Source organism: Sorangiineae bacterium MSr11367 (assembly GCA_037157805.1).
Classification (GTDB): domain Bacteria; phylum Myxococcota_A; class Polyangia; order Polyangiales; family Polyangiaceae; genus Pendulispora; species Pendulispora rubella.
Genome location: CP089983.1, coordinates 7,923,886 through 7,940,995, shown reverse-complemented (window position 1 = coordinate 7,940,995; position 17,110 = coordinate 7,923,886). Strand labels below are relative to the sequence as shown.

General features: G+C 65.5%; 9 protein-coding genes. 3 read left to right on the top strand and 6 right to left on the bottom strand.

All coding sequences use genetic code 11. From position 1 onward, the window contains the following. Nucleotide 1: 1 nt before the first annotated feature. The 3 genes from LVJ94_30815 to LVJ94_30805 all read right to left on the bottom strand — a co-directional run bounded on the left by LVJ94_30815 (nt 2) and on the right by LVJ94_30805 (nt 4,387). Nucleotides 2–1,510 (bottom strand): Ig-like domain-containing protein, encoded by a 1,509-nt coding sequence (locus LVJ94_30815; GenBank protein WXB01298.1) that lies wholly within the window; start codon nt 1,508–1,510, stop codon nt 2–4. After that, nucleotides 1,507–2,442, bottom strand: coding sequence for a hypothetical protein (locus tag LVJ94_30810; protein ID WXB01297.1), 936 nt, complete (start codon nt 2,440–2,442; stop codon nt 1,507–1,509). The genes LVJ94_30815 and LVJ94_30810 overlap by 4 nt, the downstream gene beginning before the upstream one ends. Nucleotides 2,443–2,914: 472 nt before the next feature. Next, the gene (locus tag LVJ94_30805) at nt 2,915–4,387 is read right to left on the bottom strand and encodes an Ig-like domain-containing protein (protein ID WXB01296.1); all 1,473 of its coding nucleotides are present in this window, start codon (nt 4,385–4,387) and stop codon (nt 2,915–2,917) included. A gap of 306 nt (nt 4,388–4,693) precedes the next feature. Between LVJ94_30805 and LVJ94_30800 the strand changes: the two genes are divergently transcribed. Together LVJ94_30800 and LVJ94_30795 are read left to right on the top strand one after the other, a co-directional pair. Next, nucleotides 4,694–5,419 (top strand): DUF72 domain-containing protein, encoded by a 726-nt coding sequence (locus tag LVJ94_30800; protein WXB01295.1) that lies wholly within the window; start codon nt 4,694–4,696, stop codon nt 5,417–5,419. Nucleotides 5,420–5,423: 4 nt separating this feature from the next. Further along, on the top strand, nt 5,424–6,419 hold the full coding sequence (locus LVJ94_30795; protein WXB01294.1) for a hypothetical protein: 996 nt from the start codon (nt 5,424–5,426) through the stop codon (nt 6,417–6,419). Nucleotides 6,420–6,423: 4 nt separating this feature from the next. Here LVJ94_30795 and LVJ94_30790 read toward each other — a convergent pair whose 3' ends face one another. Further along, on the bottom strand, nt 6,424–8,064 hold the full coding sequence (locus LVJ94_30790; protein WXB01293.1) for a carboxylesterase family protein: 1,641 nt from the start codon (nt 8,062–8,064) through the stop codon (nt 6,424–6,426). A 141-nt stretch (nt 8,065–8,205) separates the two neighbouring features. On the opposite strand from LVJ94_30790, the gene LVJ94_30785 reads away from it, so the two are divergent. Continuing rightward, nucleotides 8,206–9,570 (top strand): hypothetical protein, encoded by a 1,365-nt coding sequence (locus LVJ94_30785; GenBank protein WXB01292.1) that lies wholly within the window; start codon nt 8,206–8,208, stop codon nt 9,568–9,570. Here LVJ94_30785 and LVJ94_30780 read toward each other — a convergent pair. Together LVJ94_30780 and LVJ94_30775 are read right to left on the bottom strand one after the other, a co-directional pair. After that, nucleotides 9,567–10,847, bottom strand: coding sequence for a glycosyltransferase (locus LVJ94_30780; protein WXB01291.1), 1,281 nt, complete (start codon nt 10,845–10,847; stop codon nt 9,567–9,569). The genes LVJ94_30785 and LVJ94_30780 overlap by 4 nt on opposite strands. A 19-nt stretch (nt 10,848–10,866) precedes the next feature. Continuing rightward, the gene (locus tag LVJ94_30775) at nt 10,867–16,620 is read right to left on the bottom strand and encodes a type I polyketide synthase (protein ID WXB01290.1); all 5,754 of its coding nucleotides are present in this window, start codon (nt 16,618–16,620) and stop codon (nt 10,867–10,869) included. Between the last annotated feature and the right edge of the window lie 490 nt (nt 16,621–17,110).

The window sequence follows — 17,110 nt, the reverse complement described above, 5'->3', positions numbered from 1 at the left end:
TTCACCGATGGAGGCGAAGCACGCCCGCCCTGGACGAGGCCACCACGGGAATGTTGTCGGGACCCACGGCGAGCGCACCCGCAACGCCCGGAATGGGCCAGTCGATCTTGGTCCATCCAGCCTGCGTAATGTCCACAACTCTGAAGGAGTCGCCGAAGTTACCCTCGTAGATAGCCCCGAAAAGGTGTCCGTCGCGGCCTGCGACCAACGATGCAGCTACCGTCCCGCCGAGCGCCTCGCCGACTGGGACCCAGTTGGAGCCGTTGAACATGATGACGCGGGTCGTCTCATCGGAGAAACCGCCGAGGGCGAACAGTCTTCCTCCGTCGTCGAAAGCAATGGCCAGCCACCGTGCGTACCCTCCCGTCGGAGCTAGATTGGAGCCCACGGGCACCCACGCCGCTCCCGTCCATTTTCGAACATTCGCCCAGGGATCGGTGTACGCGACGTACGGGACTCCTGCAGGATCCAGCGCAAGATACGGATCGAACGTTTGGCTCGTTCGTACGTCGTTCACCGTCCCGCCTACGGACGACCAGGTGCCATTCCCATCGAACGACCGGACGACCAAGTTGTAGGTGTCGGGTTCCCCATGGACCGTCTGCGATGCGCCTACGAAGAGTTTGCCTCTGGCATCGATCGCCATGAGGGTACGGACGATATCGTTGGCGTCGGGAATGGGCTCGCCGAGGAAGTTCCATCCCGTTCCCGACCATCGTTGAACGAAGATTTGCTTGTCATACAACGAGGCCACCACGATGTTGCCGCTCGGGTCGAGGACCACACGAGGACTCCACATTACCTTGGAGAGCGGACGGCCACCCAACCGCGTCCACGGTCCATGCGGCGTGCCGAACGAGTAGACGCTCCCCGTCCAGTTCCCACCCGGGGTCGACTCCCCCCCTGACGCGAGAATGGTTTCCCGTCCGGGTCCAATAACCATCGAACCATCGTGTACGGAGAAATCCGACTTCCTGGGGTCGGGACTCACGCGTAGCCACGGCGGTAGCTTCCAACTCCAATTCGGGGCCGAGGTCAAAGGCCTTCCATCGAGTGTCGAAACGGCGTTGAAGTGAGCGACCACCTCCGCGGGCGCTTTCTGCGGAGCCACCGGCGAAAGGGTGAGCGTTCGCTCATCGGCCGAGCGCTTGATGGTCGTTGGAATCGTCGTTCCGTCTGGAGTCGTGAGCGTAACGGCGGACGCACCAATCTGGACGGGCTCTGAAAACGTCACCTGAATGGGGTCTTCGACGAATACATTGGTATCGCCACTGGTCGGTGCCAGCGAGACGACGGTCAGTTCTTGCGGCTCCACGCTTGTATCGCTGCCCGCATCCGGTGGAGATGCGTCGGAAGGCTCTTGCGGGGATGCGTCGGCAGGCCCGAGTACGCCGCCCGTCGAGACTGGAGACCCATCGCTCGAACTACACGCCCAGAACGCGCCCGTGGCCATGCACGTGAGGACGGCCAGAAGCCAGGAGAACGAAGGGGAGCGCTTAGCTGCGATCAAAGGGGCACACTTACCGGCGTGAGGTGCGGGACATCGTCGAATGTGCCCTGTCCGAGAGTTCCCCAACTGTTATCGCCCCAGCAGAGCACCTTGCCGTCTGACAATAGAGCGCACGTAAACCCAGTGCCCGATGCAATGCTCGTCGGCGTGCCCGGCAAGTCTTTGACCTGCAACGGCATTGCGGATTCCTTGGGCTCCACCGAGACTCCATTGCTCTGTCCCGCGCCGAGGGTGCCCGAATAGTTATCTCCCCAGCACCAAACGGTGCCGTCGTTCAGAAGGGCACACGCATGATCCTTACTCACGACGACTTGGAGCGCCGCTGCTTTGTCGGTTGGAATGAGAACGGGGGCGGGCGTGAGCTGTTCAATCGGGCCGTTTGCGGGGCCTCTGCCGAGAAGGCTATCGAATCCATTCGAACCGAAGCATTGAACTCCCCCTGCCGTCATGAGTGCGCACGTCGTCTGACGTCCTGCCGCGATAGCCTGGACTCGGGCATTGTTTGCAAAAGGGACGCGCTCTATCCCTTGTTGATCCTTGTAGATCCCCCAGCAATCGACTCCACCGTACGTGGTGAGTATGCAGCCATGATGGTCTCCTAACGCGATCTGCCGAACGGTGCCGAGGATGCCTGGGACATTCCTGTCCTTGGCTATTCCGTATCCGGACTCACCTGCGTCGTTCCAGCGGCCGTTGTATCCCCAGCATTGAGCGCGTCCGCCGGTGACGGCGCACGAGGCTCCACCGCTCGTGACGATCTGCTCCACGGGGCCGAGATCCCGGACCGGCAAAGCCTCCGGGTGCGGGAAGCTGTCCGCCTTCCCTCGGCCGAGGCCATCGAATTGGTTACTCCCCCAACACTGCGCCTGCGCGTCCGGCAAGATCGCACATGTCGCTCGCACTTCGTAGCCTTCGTCGATGCGCGCACCCATCGTGGAGAGTTGACTCACATGGCTCACGGAAGCCAAGGACGGGTAGGGGATCGGGCGTCCATCGAAGTCGCGACCGCCGTCTTCCAGTGGCGTGCTCCGAGGATTGCCCAGTTGCCCAAAACCATTGGACCCCCAGCAGAATAGGCGGCCATCGCCCATCATCGCGCATGCCTGACTGCCGCCGGCGGCAATGGCTATTGGGACATGTGCAGGCGGTGGGGCGAGAATTGGGGCTCGATCAGGCCCCGCGTCATTCACTGTGACCGCGGTCCCTTCGTCCGAGTCGCTCCCGCACGCGGCGACGACACCCAGTCCCAACGACACGGCGAGTGCACCGAGGACGCACGCGCGGACTCGGTGGCGTGAGACGGTGGGCACCAAGGACCTGTCCATCGATTCGTTTGGCGGCATGACGCCCGATCCTTTTCTGGAAATTCGGTTCACGGGAGGACACTCGGCCAAGGGATGATGTTCATCGATTGAGGCGCAGTACACCGAACCGAGGCGCGACCACGATGGGAACGTTGTCCCGATCCACGGCGAGCGCGCTTACTTGATGCTCGATGGGCGATTCGAGCTTCCATCCGGCCTGCGTAATGTCCGCCACTCGGAAACCCTGGTTGGACCAATCGTCGTAGACGGCTGCAAAAACGTGTCCGTCGTGGCCTGCGACCAACGATGGTGCATTGGCCCGCTGAGTACTCAGCGCCTCGCCGACGAGGACCCAATCCGAACCGTCGAACCGGATGACGCGGGTGGTTCCATCCCAAAACATGCCAATGCCGAACAATCGCCCGCCATCATCGAACGCGATTCGCAACCACTGCAGATCCCCTCCGGTCGTCGGGAGATTGGAACCTACGGGCGTCCAAGCGGACCCTGTCCATTTTCGAACGTGCACCGACGGATCGGTATATGCGACGTACGGGACTCCCGTCGGATCCACGGCCATGTGAGGATTGAGCGGGTCGGCCATCGGCGAGTCGTTCACCGGTCCGCCGATGGGCGACCAGCTACCTTTGCCGTCGAAAGCGCGGACGATCAAATTGTACGTGGTCGTCCCCCCTGGGATTTTCTCCGAGCATGCCAGCAGGAGTTTTCCCTGTGCGCCGATGGCCAGAGGGGAGTCGCTCGCGTCTCGGACATTGGCAATCGGTTCGCCGAGCTTGTCCCATCCCGTTCCTGACCATCGTTGAACGACCTTGTCCCAAGTGTTGTCCGAGGACACGACGAGGTCGCCGTTCCGATCGAGCAACATGTGCGGGTCCCAGGTTATGAGCGGAAGAGGCCCGCCCAATTGCGTCCAGGTGCCATGCAGCGTGTCGAGTGTGGAGACGCTCCACCTTGGCTTCTCGTAGTCATCGTGCTCATGCGCCGCGAGAGCGATTCGCCGTCCTGGCCCGGTGACCAGCGAAGCGTCGCCTAGGTTGAATCGCTCTAGCAGGTCGGATCCCACGCGCACCCAGGCCGGCAGTTTCCAGCTCCACGCCGGCTTCGAGGGCAGGGGCTCTCCATCGAGTGTCGAGATGTCGCCGAAGTGAGCGGTCAGCTCCGAGGGAACGTTTTGTGGAGTTACGGGTGAAACGGTGATCGTGCGCTCATTGGCCGAGAGCTCGACCCTCGTCGAGATGAGCGTGCCGTCCGGCGTTTCGAGGGTAATGGATGACGGTCCGATCTTGACTGGCTCGGAAAACGTAACCTGAATGGGATCTTGCACCGATACATTGGTGTCACCGTTGGCCGGCGTCAGCGCGACGACCGTCAGCTTTTTCGGTTCGACACGCGCATCGGGGCCCGCGTCTTGCGGAGAGGCGTCGGGAGGTTCGAGGATGCCAGGTGGCGGGATGGGGGCGCCATCGCTCGAACTGCATGCCCAGAACGCGCCCGTAGCCATGCCGGTGAGGACTGCCAGCGACCAAGAAAACGAGCGGACGTGGATCAACATGGAACTCCGAGAACAGCGGGCACGACGGCCCGTCCTATCGATTCGTTTGCCGGCATGACACCTGGTCGCTTTCTTCTCTTCACGAATTCGGCCCACTGACGATGTCGGCCGCAGGGGCCTTCGAGTTGCGCGCGAAGTGTCGAAACCCGCGGCATTTAGCGCGTTTTTCATCCGTCGTGTATCGAAAATTGCACCATCACGGCAACTTGTTCCCACCGTCGAGAACGCTCCTCCGAGCCTATTTCCCGAGAAAAACCCGCGACCCTTGCCCGCAAGCCAGCTTGGTGCTGGTATGCGCCCCCCTCCATGAGCACGCGTTATCACATCGGCGCCAAAGGGCTTCGTGGAAGCATCGAGGCGTACGCGAAGCGCTTCGATCTTCTCGAGGTGCAAGCCGACGCCCATTCACCTTCGCCCACGGCGCTTCGGCGCTGGCGGAAGGCTGTGCCTCCGCATTTCGAGTTTTGTGTCGTCGCCGGGAAAAGCCTGGCGGCCGTCAAGGATTCGCCGGAGCTCGCGCGCGAGCTCGAGATGGCCGTCGAGACCATCACGGCGTTGCAGGCGCGCTGTTTTCTCTTGTCCACGCCCGTCGAGGTCACACCGAGCTCGGTGTGGCGTGAGCGCATGGCGCGGCTGCTCGAGAGGCTTCCGCGCGACGTGACCACCATCGTGTGGGAGCCGCGTGGCGTGTGGGAGCACGAGCAGGCGGCTGCCTCTGCCAAGAAATGGGGCGTCGTGCTCTCGGTCGATCCGGTGCGCGAGACCGTGCCCCCGGGGCCGGCGGCCTATATTCGGCTGCGTGCGCTCGGTGAGACGCATTCGTACGGCGAAAGCGCGCTCTCGCGCGTGATATCGGCCATCGGACCGCGCCGCGATGCCTACGTGGTCCTCGAGACCTCCTCCGCCCTCACGGAATGCAAGACGCTGCGGCGGCTTGCGGCCCGCGGCGATGGGGCGGAGCGGGGCGGTGGTGGACGTGTGGTGCGGCCGCGCGTGGCCACGATGAAGGTCCGCGACGACGAGCAGGAGTAGTTCCGTGCACTACGCTCTCGCGGCTTCGCAGCCGAAAATCGTCGATGCTGTTCTGTCGCTCGCGCCGCGTGGAAACGCGATCGACCTCGCCGTCGCGGCCGTGTTCGCCGGGGCGGCGCTTTCGCCGAGCACCTTGCTCGGGCCCGTGCAGCTCCTCGTGGGCGGCGGCGGTGCGGGGCTTCGCGCCTTCGACGGGCGCACGCGCCAGCCCGGCGCGGGGGCTCCGCGGCCGCGCGGCTTCTTGCCGAGGGACACCATTCCGGAGGCCGCGTACGTTGGCGTGCCGGTGCTGCCTGCGGCCCTCGCGGCGGTGCATGCGCTCGCGGGGGAGCTCTCGTTCTCACGCGTCGTGGCGCCGGCGGTGGCTCTCGCCAAAGATGAATCGGACGGGCGCCACGAGCTTCTTTCCCGCGTGGCGCGCCGCGGGGCGTTGGCGCTCGGTGAGGGGGACTTCGCGGACGACTTCGTCATGGCCGCGGGCCGCATTGGCGGTGGCCTTTTGACCAAGGAAGATTTCGCCACCGTCGGGCCGTCGGAGAGCGAGTGCCACGTCGAGCAGCGCACGGCGCGGGCCGTCGCCCGTGTGCCCTGGTACGACGCGCCGCTCAACGAATCCGTCGATCGCGATTCCACGGAGACGCACGTCGTGGCCGCCGCCGATGCGCGCGGGCGCATTGCCATTGCGACCTACGCGGTCAGCACCGTGGGGCTCGATCTTCCGACGTGGGGCGTCCTCGCGCCCCGCACGGCCGCACCCGTGCGCCGTGGAGAGCCGCGCACGCGCCCCGGCGAGGTCCGCAGCGCCGGGAGTCCCATCGTGCTCCTTTCGGCCGACGGCGTGTTCGGTGGGGCCATTGGATTCGGGGGCCGCAACCGTGAGAGCGCGCTCTCCGCGGCGGTGGAGTCGTTTCTCGGCGGCATGCCCATCGAGAGCATTGCCCCCGAGGCCTCGCGCCCGACGGGCGTCTTGCGAACGCCGTCGAGCGCGCGGACGCTCTAAGGCATCACTCGCCGGCGAGGTCGGACCAGAACTCGCACTGGTGCTCGGTGCCGATGTCGACCGGGTGAATCCCGCCGGCGCCGGTATCGAGCCCTTGCGTGTTGGGCTCGTCGTCCGAAGTGCAAACCGGCTCCCACTCGGGAGCGCCCCCGCCATTCGGATTACCGGTTTTGGCGAAGCGCGTCCAATATCCAATCATCTGATCGGATAATGCTTTTTGGTCCGGCGTGAAGTTCGGATTGAATCCGAGGAGATTCATCAAATACGGCACCTCCGACGAATGGAGCGCGCCGCGCTGGACGTCTGGCGGAAGCGGCAGCACCAGCGGTGCAGTGCGATCCGAGAACTCGTAGGCATACGTCCTGGTGGCGGCGCCGAGCCAGCGGTGGGCTCGAACGGAGGGGCATACGATGATTCGGTCCGTCATGAGCTGGGCCCAGGCCATGGCCGGGGTGGGGTAGGCGCTGGCGGGGTACTTTGCCTCCACGGCCGGGGCGTCCTCGCCGTACGAGAGCGTGACCCGCTCGTGGTATCGCTCGGCGCTCATTTGGGTGCCTTCGAAGAAGAAGGCGCTAAAGCCGCGGCCCTCGTCGAGGTTCGTGCCCGACAGCACCGGAACGTGGTGCACGAGGCCTTTCTTCATGGCCTCGGCCGGGTGGAGCGGCAAAAAGCGCGTCCCGTGGACGGGCTGCGCGTAGCGCCAGCCGGGGGCGGGCGCCATCAGGTCGTTCGCGCCGATGGCCCGCAGGCAATCGATGGCCGTGGCGGGATCCGTACAGCCTCGTTGCGTTGCCAGGGCAGTGCCAAGGCGCTCCGCCTCGGGGCGCGCGGCGAAGATGGTGCCGGCGGTGCGATCGGGAAAGAGTCCCGCGTTGGGCCAATCCCACGTGCCGGTGCCGCTCTCCAGGATCGCGCGATGGACCAGACCAACGGCCGACGGCGCGCTGAGCAGGGCGGCCACCGCATGGGCGCCGGACGACTGGCCCATCAAGGTGACGTTGCCCGGATCACCGCCGAAGGCACGCGCGTTGCGCCGTACCCAGCGCAGGGCCGCAAGTTGGTCCTCGAGGCCGAAGTTGCCGCCCTCCTGCAAGTTGGGGTGGGCCAAGTGGCCGAAGACGCCGAGTCGGAAATTGATGGTGATGACCACCGCATCGCCGCGGATGGCGAGGGGCGAGGTCTCGTAGACGCTCCCGCTCCCGCGCAGGAATGCGCCGCCGTGCAAGAACACGAGGACGGGCTTGGGCGGCGCGGCCTCCGTCGCGGAGGCGGCTTGCCAGGGCGTCGTTACATTCAGGTACAAGCAATCTTCGCTGCCGGAGGGCGGCGTGTGGGTGAGGCTCCCGTCTTGTGCACAGGAGTTTCCGAATTTCAGGGCTTCGCGCACCTCGGACCACGGCGTGACCGCCTGCGGGGATCGCCATCGGAGCGCGCCCACCGGCGGTGCGGCGTACGGAACGCCCAGAAACGTGCGGTAGCCTTCCTTCACCGCACCCAGGATGGGGCCAGAGTCGAGCTGCACGATGGTCCCCGGTGCTCCTGCCCCCTCGAGCGCGCTGCTCACGCTGGCGGGCGGTGCCCCATTCTCTCCCTCCCGTGCATCGGGCGCGGATGCTGCCGAGCAACCGCCGATGAACAAACTCATCGTGATGAGCAACGACGAGCAACCTTCGAATCGTGAAAAACGTCGACTATTGGGGATACAGGAATGGTAAGTGTTCATTCGTCCTCGCGTGTTCAACTATAGGGCGAGACGACTCTCTCGATAACCTCGAATGAGGAGACCATGAGCGATACCGCACTCTCGGTTTTCCGGGATGCCCGCAAGGCGCAGAAGGAAGGCAAACCAGGAATCGTGCAGCGCCAGCGCGCACGGCTCGCAGAGCAAATTGCCTACGTGCGAGCCCATTCGCGTTACTACGGTGAGCTCTATCGACATCTTCCCGACACGGTCGACGATGTGACACTTTTGCCGATCACCACGAAGCAAAAGCTCATGGACCGCTTCGACGAGTGGGTCACCGATCCGGAGCTCACTCTCGAGCGCGTTCGCGCACACGCCGACGATCCCTCCCTCGTGGGCGAGCTCCTTCTCGGTAAGTACACGGTTACTACCAGCTCGGGCACCACCGGGCGGCGCGCGTTTTTCGTCATGTCGGAAGATACGCGGAGAACGGCGTTCACCGTGGCGACGCGCGGCATGTCCAACGTGCTCACGCCGTGGACGGTGCTGAAGCTTCTCGCAGGGCGCTGGCGCACGGCGATGCTCGTGCCCACGGGCGGGCATTTCGCCAGCCATGTCGTTGCCGTTCAACAACGCGTCGCCAGCCGGGGTACCGACAAGCGCATCTTCGCCGTGACCACGCCGATGCCCCAGCTCGTCGAGCAGCTCAATGCGTTCAATCCGGCCTACATCGAGTGTTATCCCACCATCGGCGCGCTCCTGGCCACCGAACAAGAAGCGGGCCGGCTGCGCATCAAGCCAGCGCTCTTACGCCTCGGCGGCGAAGGTTTGACGGACGCCGAGTACGAGCGCATTCGCAAGGCCTTCGGAACCAAGATTCTCGATTTGTATGGCGCCAACGAATTTCCTGCGCTGATGGTGAAGTGCCCGCACGGCTGGTACCACACGCACGACGATTGGATGGTCTTCGAGCCCGTGAATGCCGATTATCAACCTACACCGCCGGGCGAAAAGTCGCACACCGTGCTGGTTTCCGTGCTGTATCGGCGCGAACAACCCATCATGCGCTACGACGTGGGTGACAGCGTGCTCGTGCGGCCCGATCCGTGCGAATGCGGCAGTCCGTTCAGCGCCATTCGCGTGCGTGGCCGCGTTCCTATTTTGATGAACTTCCATACGGCGGCGGGGCGCGAAGTCACGCTTTCGTCGTTTCCTCTGAGTTTACAAGTCGAATTGGCGCCGGGGGTCGAGCTTTTTCAAATCATCCAAACGGCGCCGAGCATCCTGCGGGTGCGCCTGCAACTGCGCCCTGGCAACGATCCCGACGCCGTTTGGCGCGAAGTGCACGAGAAGCTCTCGCTCATGCTCAAGGAGCACGAGCTCGATCACGTCGTCGTCGAGCGCGGCACCGAGCCGCCGGAGTTGTCGCCCGGCGGGAAGCTCCGCTCGGTCATTCCCCTGGGCTAAGCGGCCGTCACGCGGCCATCGTCGATGGCGCTGACCGCTTGCACGATGCGGCCGGCGCCGTCCTCGGTGCGGATGCGTTCCGACAAGGAGAGGGCTGCACGGCGGTGCGAGGGCTGAGTGACGGCTTGCCCGATGAAGAACGCCAGGCGCTCGGCGGTCAGCTTTTGAAAGCGGATCCACCCCGGCGCGACCCCGAGCTTCGCCAGGCGATCGGCCCAGAAAGGCTGATCGTTCATCGCCGGGATCGGGATGGCGGGAACGCCCGCGCGGAGCCCCGCCGCCGTGACGCCGGCTCCGGCTGCGTGCACCACCGCGGCCATCTTGGGAAAGAGCCAATCGTGCGGCACGCTCCCGATGGTCAGGATGTCGTCGCCGGTGACGGCCTCCAGATTGCCCCATCCCGCCTGCACGATTGCGCGCACCTTGGCCTGGCGCACCGCCTTGGTGACCAATTCGGAAAGCCGTCCCGCCTCGTCCGGGACCAAGCTCCCAAATCCGATGAACACCGGCGGCGGGCCTGCATCGAGAAAATCGACGATCTGCGCCGGAGGTTCCCATTGCCGTGGGCGCACCGGCCAGAAGTAGCCAATGATCTCCAATCCTTCGCGCCAGTCCGCGGGGCGGGGCACCACCGATGGACTGAACGCATGGAAGATCGGCCAACGTTCGCTATCCATGCTCTCGTAGAGAGCCGCGGGGGCGATGCGCGGCAATCCGAACTTCGTTTGGAAGTCTTCGAGCGATGCAATGTACTTCTTGGATTTGCCTGCGCTTGCACGCATCATTTGATACACCGCGCGATTGCCCCAATTTCCGAGTGACGTGGGGCCGAATCCCGCGGGCAAGAATTCCCCAGTTGGTGCAAGGCCACTGGGAAAAAGCTCCAATACCAAACAAGGAATCTTCATCGCATTGGCCACCATGTGGCCGTGCATCAATGCGATGCGATGAATGATGAGCAACTCCGCGCCCTCGGCGGCGGCGACGATGCCCTCGGCCAGCTCGGAGAGGATCTTTTCGGCGAGCCAGAGCGTCGCCGGAAAGGCCTTGAGCCACGAGCTGGCTTTGTGCAGCTTCTGCCCCATTTCCGAGGCGAGATCGGCCCGGATGTCTCCGGGCATTTTGCGGAACTCCAAGCCAGCATCACGAATCGGCCCTTCGAAGGACGCCTGCGCGGCAACGGCCACGTCGTGGCCTGCCGCGCGGAGCCTAGCGCCCAGTCCGATGAACGGTGCCGTATCACCGAGGGAGCCTACCGTGATGATGGCAATTTTCATCCCGTCATAATAACTATTTTTACTCTTTCGAGAACCACTCGTGGATGGCGAGGGCCGTCGTATTGGCGTTTTCGTTCACGATCGTGAAGTGGTCACCGGGTACTTCCAGGATCTCGTGGGGCATGTCCCAAGATCCGCGCCAGAAGTCGTCGGTGAGGCGATCGCCCTCCCACTCGGGAATGCACTCACGTGCGCGGACGACCACAATGGGGGTCTTGATGGGATTGGGCTTCCATCCGTCGAAGACGACCATGTACGCGGCCATGCCGGTGAGTTGATCGTCGGTGACCAACCCGAAGGCGCGCTCGTTGATGGCCATGTTGCGCAGCGGCGCGCGAACCTTGCCCCAGCGCTCGCCCTTGAGGGACAGCGAGTCGAGGAGGACGACGGCGCGCGGGTTGACGCCCATTTGCTCGAGGCGCTCGGCGACGCCGTGCGCGAACCACCCGCCGGAGGAGTAACCCACGAGCGCCACCGGCCGGTCGCCGAGGTTGCGCGCGATGGATTCGGCCAGCATGTCGATGATCAAGTCGCTGGAACCGGGGAGGGGATCGCCATCACCGAAGCCGGGCAGGGAGAAGGCACGCACGTCGAGCAGGCCCTCGAAGTGGAGCGCCAGTCGCGCGTAGTTGTGCGGGCCGCTCGGTGCGACGAAGGGCGGGAAGCAGACCAGGGTCGGCTTCGCCGGGCCCTCGGCGAGCTGGATTGGGTCGAGGATCTTGCCGAGCTGCGAAGGCTCGCGGAAGACCGGGCGGAGCTTGGCCGCGGCCTTGAGCAGGTCGAAGCCCTCGTCGAGCATTCCGCGGTCGGCCGCGTCGCGGTAGAGGAAGCGAATCGCGCCCATGCCGGGATCGCGCTGCGACGAAGGAGACCGCTGCGACATGGGCATAGAGGACGGTCCCACGCTCTCGGGCGCGGGCCCATCGCTTTGCTGCGCGAGTTCGTTCTTGAGACACGCGGTGAGGCTGGTCGCCGTCGGATGATCGAAGACGACGGTGGCCGGCAGGCGCAGGCCCGAGGCATTCGCGAGGCGCTTGCGGAGATCGACCGATGCGAGCGAGTCGAACCCGAGGTCGAGGAAGCGCGCGTCGGGATCCACGTCACCGGGCGAGCCGTAGCCGAGGATGGCGGCAGCGTGCGTGCGCACCAGTTCGAGGATGGCACTGTCTCGCTCGGCATCGGAAGGCAAGGTGCGGATGCGCTGCTGCCAGCTTGCGGAAGCTTGCTCCGATGCCGCCGCCGTTTCGGTGGGCTGCGATCCGGGCATGTCGTCGAACAGGCGGCTCTTGCGGCCGGCGCTGAAGGTCGGCACGAACCGGTCCCAATCGACGTTGACGACGGTGGTCGTCGCCTCGCCCCGCGCGACCGCCTGCCACAGCGCTTCGGTGGCGGGCTTGGCGCCCATCGGCACGAGACCGCAGCGCTCGAGGTGCTCTTTGATGGAGGCGTCGGCCGCCATGCCTTCTTCGGCCCAGGGACCCCACGCGACTGTGGAGCCGGCGAGGCCGCGTGAACGGCGATTCTCTGCGAGCGCGTCGAGGAACGCGTTGCCCGCGCTGTAGGCCGTCTGCCCGCCGCTTCCCCAGATGCCCGCGATGGAGGACATCATCACGAAGGCGTCGAGCGGGCGATCGCCGAGCAGTGCATCCAGGTGAATCGCACCGGCCACTTTGCCCGAGACGACGCTGGCAAACTCGTCGAGCGGGACCTCGTCGAGGTGCGCGAAGCGGCCGGCGACGCCTGCGGCGTGCACCACCGCGGTGAGCTGCGGCTCGTTTTCCAGCGATGCGAGGAGGCTCGCCACGCTGTTTCGATCGGCGACGTCGCACGCGGCGATGGTGACCCGCGTACCGAGTGCCGCGAGTTCCGCCATCAGCTCCGCCGCGCCCGGCGCTTCCACGCCACGGCGGCTCACGAGGAGCAGGTGCTCGGCGCCGTTCTTGGCCAACCACCGCGCGGCATGCGCGCCGATGGCGCCGGTGCCGCCCGTGATGAGCGTCGTGCCACGCGGCTTCCACGGCCGCAGGCCCGCGCTCGTGCCCTCCGCGGGGAGGAGGCGGCGAACGAAGACGCCGCCGCTGCGCACGGCGCATTGATCCTCGCCGTCGCGGCTGGACAGCGCGCCGCAGAGATCGCGCAGTGCGCGCTCGTCGAGCAGGGCGGGAAGGTCGATCAAACCGCCCCAGCGCTTCGGTTGTTCGAGGCCGAGCGCGCGGCCCATGCCCCAGATCATCGCCTGGCCCGGGCTGCGCACCGAATCCGTCTCACCCACCGCCACGGCGCCTTGCGTGAGGCACCAGAGCGGAGCGTCCACGCCCTTCGCCGCCCAGACTTGCGCCAGGGCCGCGGTGTGCGCGACGCCACGCGAGATGGCCCCGTGTTGGGCGTGCGGCGACTCATCGAGGCCGAAGAGCGAGAGGACGCCGCCCACGGTGATGTCGGACGTGAGCACCTTTTCGAGCTCCGCCTCGAGTCGCGCGCGGTCGACCTCTCCCTCGAGGGCGATGAGGCGAACGCGCCCGCCGCGTCCCGCGAGGCCGGAGGTCAGCCAGGCGAGAAGCCCGAAGTCTCCCTGCTCGTGCATCTGCGGTGCGAACACCAGCCAGGTGCCGGCGAGCGTGCGGATTGCGTCGGCCGTTTGCTTCCAGGCCACGCGGTAGCGCCATCCGTCGGCCGACGCGGTTTGCGAACGCGGGCCGTCGGCGCCCAAGTTCGGAGCGTCGAGCCAGTAGCGCTGCTGCTGGAAGGCGTAGGTCGGCAGGTCGACCCGACGGGCGTCGCGCCCGGTGAACGCGGCCCGCCAATTGACATCGACCCCGCGCACGTAAAGCTGGGCGACGGCGTTGGTGAGCGTGTCCACCTCCGAGCGTCGCGCCCGAAGCGCCGAAACGAACATGGCGCGCTCGGCGTGCTCCTCGGTGAGGCAACCCTGGCCCATCGCGGTGAGGACGGCGTCGGGTCCGAGCTCGAAGAACGTGGTGACGCCCTTCGTCTGAAGGCTGCGCATGCCGTCGAAGAAGCGCACGGCATGGCGAACGTGCCGCACCCAGTAGTCGGCCGAGCCGAGCTCCATCGCGGTACCGAGTTCCCCGGTGACGTTGGAGACGATGGGGATCGAAGGCGGTGCGAAGGTGGCGGCTTCCGCGACGCGGCGGAACTCGTCGAGCATCTCCTCCATGTGCGGGGAGTGGAACGCGTGGCTCACGCGAAGGCGCTTCACTTTGCGGCCTTGCGCCTGCCACTTCTCCGCAATCAGCATGGCGGCTTCTTCGTCGCCGGCGATGACCGTGGAGAGAGGGCCGTTGACGGTCGCGATGTCGACCTTGCCCTCGAGCCCTGCGAGCGAGGCCGCGACCTCGTCCTCGTTGCCCTGGATGGCGACCATGGCACCGCCGGGGCGGCATGCTTGCATCAGCCGACCACGCGCCGCGACCAGGGCGCACGCATCCTCCAGCGAGAGCACGCCCGCGACGTGGGCCGCGGTCAGCTCGCCGATCGAGTGCCCGATGAGGAAGTCCGGCGTGATGCCCCAGGCTTCCATCAAGCGGAACAGTCCCACTTCCACCGCGAAGAGCGCGGTCTGCGTGTACATCGTCTGGTCGAGCAGCGCGGCCTCTTCCGAGCCCTCGTCGGCGAAGATGATGTCGCGCAGCGAGCGACCCAGGTGCTCGCTCAGTTGGTAGCACGCCGCATCGAAGGCGATCGCGAAGGGCGGGAACACGTCGTAGAGGGCGCGGCCCATGCCCAGGCGCTGGCTGCCCTGACCGGTGAAGAGGAACGCGAGCTTGCCGCCCGGCTGCGCCGCGCCGTGAACGAGGTTCGCGGCCGTGCCTTCATTGGACAGCACCTCGAGGCCGCGCAGTGCCGACTCGCGATCGGCGGCAAAGAGTACCGCGCGGTGCTTGAAGTGCGAGCGCCCGGTGAGCGAGTAGCCCACGTCGGTGACGTCCCACTCGGGGTGCGCATCCCATGCGCCGCGGAGCTTCTCGGCCTGCGCACGCAGCGCCGGTGCGCTCTTGCCCGAGACGATGCAGGGGAGCATCGGCATCGCCCACGGCTCGCAATCCGCCACACCCGAAGCCGGCGGTATGGTCTCGATCTCGTGCTCGGCGGTGATCTCGTCGCCCTCGTCGTTCAGTGCGGGGGTGCGAACGTGTGCGCTCGGTGCTTCTTCCAGGATGACGTGACCGTTGGTGCCGCTCACGCCAAACGCCGAGATGCCGCACCGACGCGGATGCCCTTCACGGTGCCAAGGCCGCGCCTCGGTGAGCAAGGACACGGCGCCCGCCGACCAATCGATGTGCGGCGACGGCGCGGCGACGTTCAGCGTCTTCGGAAGCACACCGTGCTCCATCGCCATGACCATCTTGATGACGCTGCCCACGGCCGCCGCGGCCTGCGTGTGGCCGATGTTCGATTTGAACGAGCCCAGCATCAGCGGCTTGTCCGCAGGACGCTCTTGTCCGTACGTGGCCAGCAGCGCTTGCGCCTCGATGGGATCCCCCAAGGCGGTTCCCGTGCCATGGGCGTCCACGGCGTCGACTTCGGCGGACGTCAATCCCGCATTGGCCAGCGCCTGACGGATCACGCGCTTCTGCGCGGGACCGTTCGGCGCCGTGAGACCATTGCTCGCTCCGTCCTGGTTGAGCGCCGTGGCCCGCACGATGGCGAGTACGCGGTGCCCATTGCGGCGCGCATCGGACAGGCGCTCGAGCAGGAGCATGCCCGCGCCCTCGCCCCAACCCGTGCCGTCGGCGTCGGCGGAGAACGATTTGCATCGTCCACTCTTGGAGAGGCCTCGCTTTGCGCTGAACTCCAGAAACACGCCCGGCGTGGCCATGACCGTCGCACCACCCGTGAGCGCCAGTGAGCACTCACCACGACGAAGCGCGTGGCACGCCAAGTGGAGGGCAACCAACGATGACGAGCATGCCGTGTCGACGGTGAGCGCCGGTCCCTCGAGACCCAGTGTGTAGGCGATGCGGCCCGAGGCCGCGCTCGTCAGGCTGCCGAGCAACAGGTGGCCGTTGAAGTCCTTCGGCGGCTCGTGCCAGTTCGGCCCGTAATCTTGATAGGCGATGCCGACGAATACACCGGCGCGCGTGCCACGCAGTGACGCCGGATCAATCCCGGCTCGCTCGATCGCCTCCCACGAGGTGTCGAGCAGCACGCGCTGCTGCGGATCGAGCGCGGTGGCCTCGCGGGGGCTGATCCCGAAAAACGCCGGATCGAATTGATCGACATCGTGAAGAAATCCACCCTCGCGGGTATACGTCTTTCCGAGACGTCCGGGCTCGGGGTCATAAATGCCCTCGATGTCCCAGCCGCGATTTTCCGGGAGCTCGGAGATGGCGTCGCGCTCTTCGATGACGAGCTTCCAGAGATCCTCGGGCGAGCGAACGCCGCCAGGATAGCGGCAGCCCATGCCGACGATTGCGATCTGATCGTCGTCCAGAGCCGAGCGCTCGGGTGCCACGACATCGGCGGCCGCGCGCTTTCCGAGGAGTTCGGCCTCGAGGTACTCCACCAGGGAGGCCGGCGTCGGGTAGTCGAAGAACGACGTGGCCGGGAGCCGCAGGCCCATGGCCTCTGACAGTCGGTCGCGCAGTTCGTTTGCAAATTTTTGATAAATGCCCAATTGGCGCCATTGCGCTTGGGCATCGATCGTGTGGGAAGCACCGTGACCCACGACGGCGGCCGTGTGATGCGACACGAGCTCCAACAAGATGCTCGTCCGCTCCACTTCCGACACGCCCGCCAGGCGTCGGCGCAATCCACTGGGCCAGCCGCGTTCTCGCTCTGGACTGAAGGCTCGGGGCGCACGAAGCCCTGAAGCTGGCGCCGCCAAAGCGGCCGCGGGGCCGATGTCGTGATTGCCTGCAGAGTCGTTCCGCCTAGGGATAACGGACTCAGACGTGTTCGCCATGTCGGAAACTCCTTGCTCAGAAAAATATGCAGGAGACGGATCGTTGTTTCGAAATCATCGAGAAACGAAAAACTAATTCATAATTAAAACTTCAATAAAAAAGTCGGTGCCAGTAGTCGCTTCACGGCATCGAAATGGCTCAAGTCTCGATGTCGGTCGATGATTTGTCGCAACGTCAATAACTAAATTTGCCCCAACGCAAACACACCGCGGCAACGGATGTTTGCGACACATCGAACTCATCTGTAACCAAGTTCTCCCGCGCTCCCGGTTTCGGGGGGCCGCAACGACAACGAGGGAGTGTCGCGACCATCCGCGCGGTGCCCGCCGGGGAATC

Coding starts and splice junctions, on each gene's coding strand:
- LVJ94_30810 (WXB01297.1), bottom strand. CDS start 2,442: ATGGGTGCGCGCATCGACGAAGGCTACGAAGTGCGAGCGACATGTGCG.
- LVJ94_30805 (WXB01296.1), bottom strand. CDS start 4,387: ATGTTGATCCACGTCCGCTCGTTTTCTTGGTCGCTGGCAGTCCTCACC.
- LVJ94_30800 (WXB01295.1), top strand. CDS start 4,694: ATGAGCACGCGTTATCACATCGGCGCCAAAGGGCTTCGTGGAAGCATC.
- LVJ94_30790 (WXB01293.1), bottom strand. CDS start 8,064: ATGAGTTTGTTCATCGGCGGTTGCTCGGCAGCATCCGCGCCCGATGCA.
- LVJ94_30785 (WXB01292.1), top strand. CDS start 8,206: ATGAGCGATACCGCACTCTCGGTTTTCCGGGATGCCCGCAAGGCGCAG.
- LVJ94_30780 (WXB01291.1), bottom strand. CDS start 10,847: ATGAAAATTGCCATCATCACGGTAGGCTCCCTCGGTGATACGGCACCG.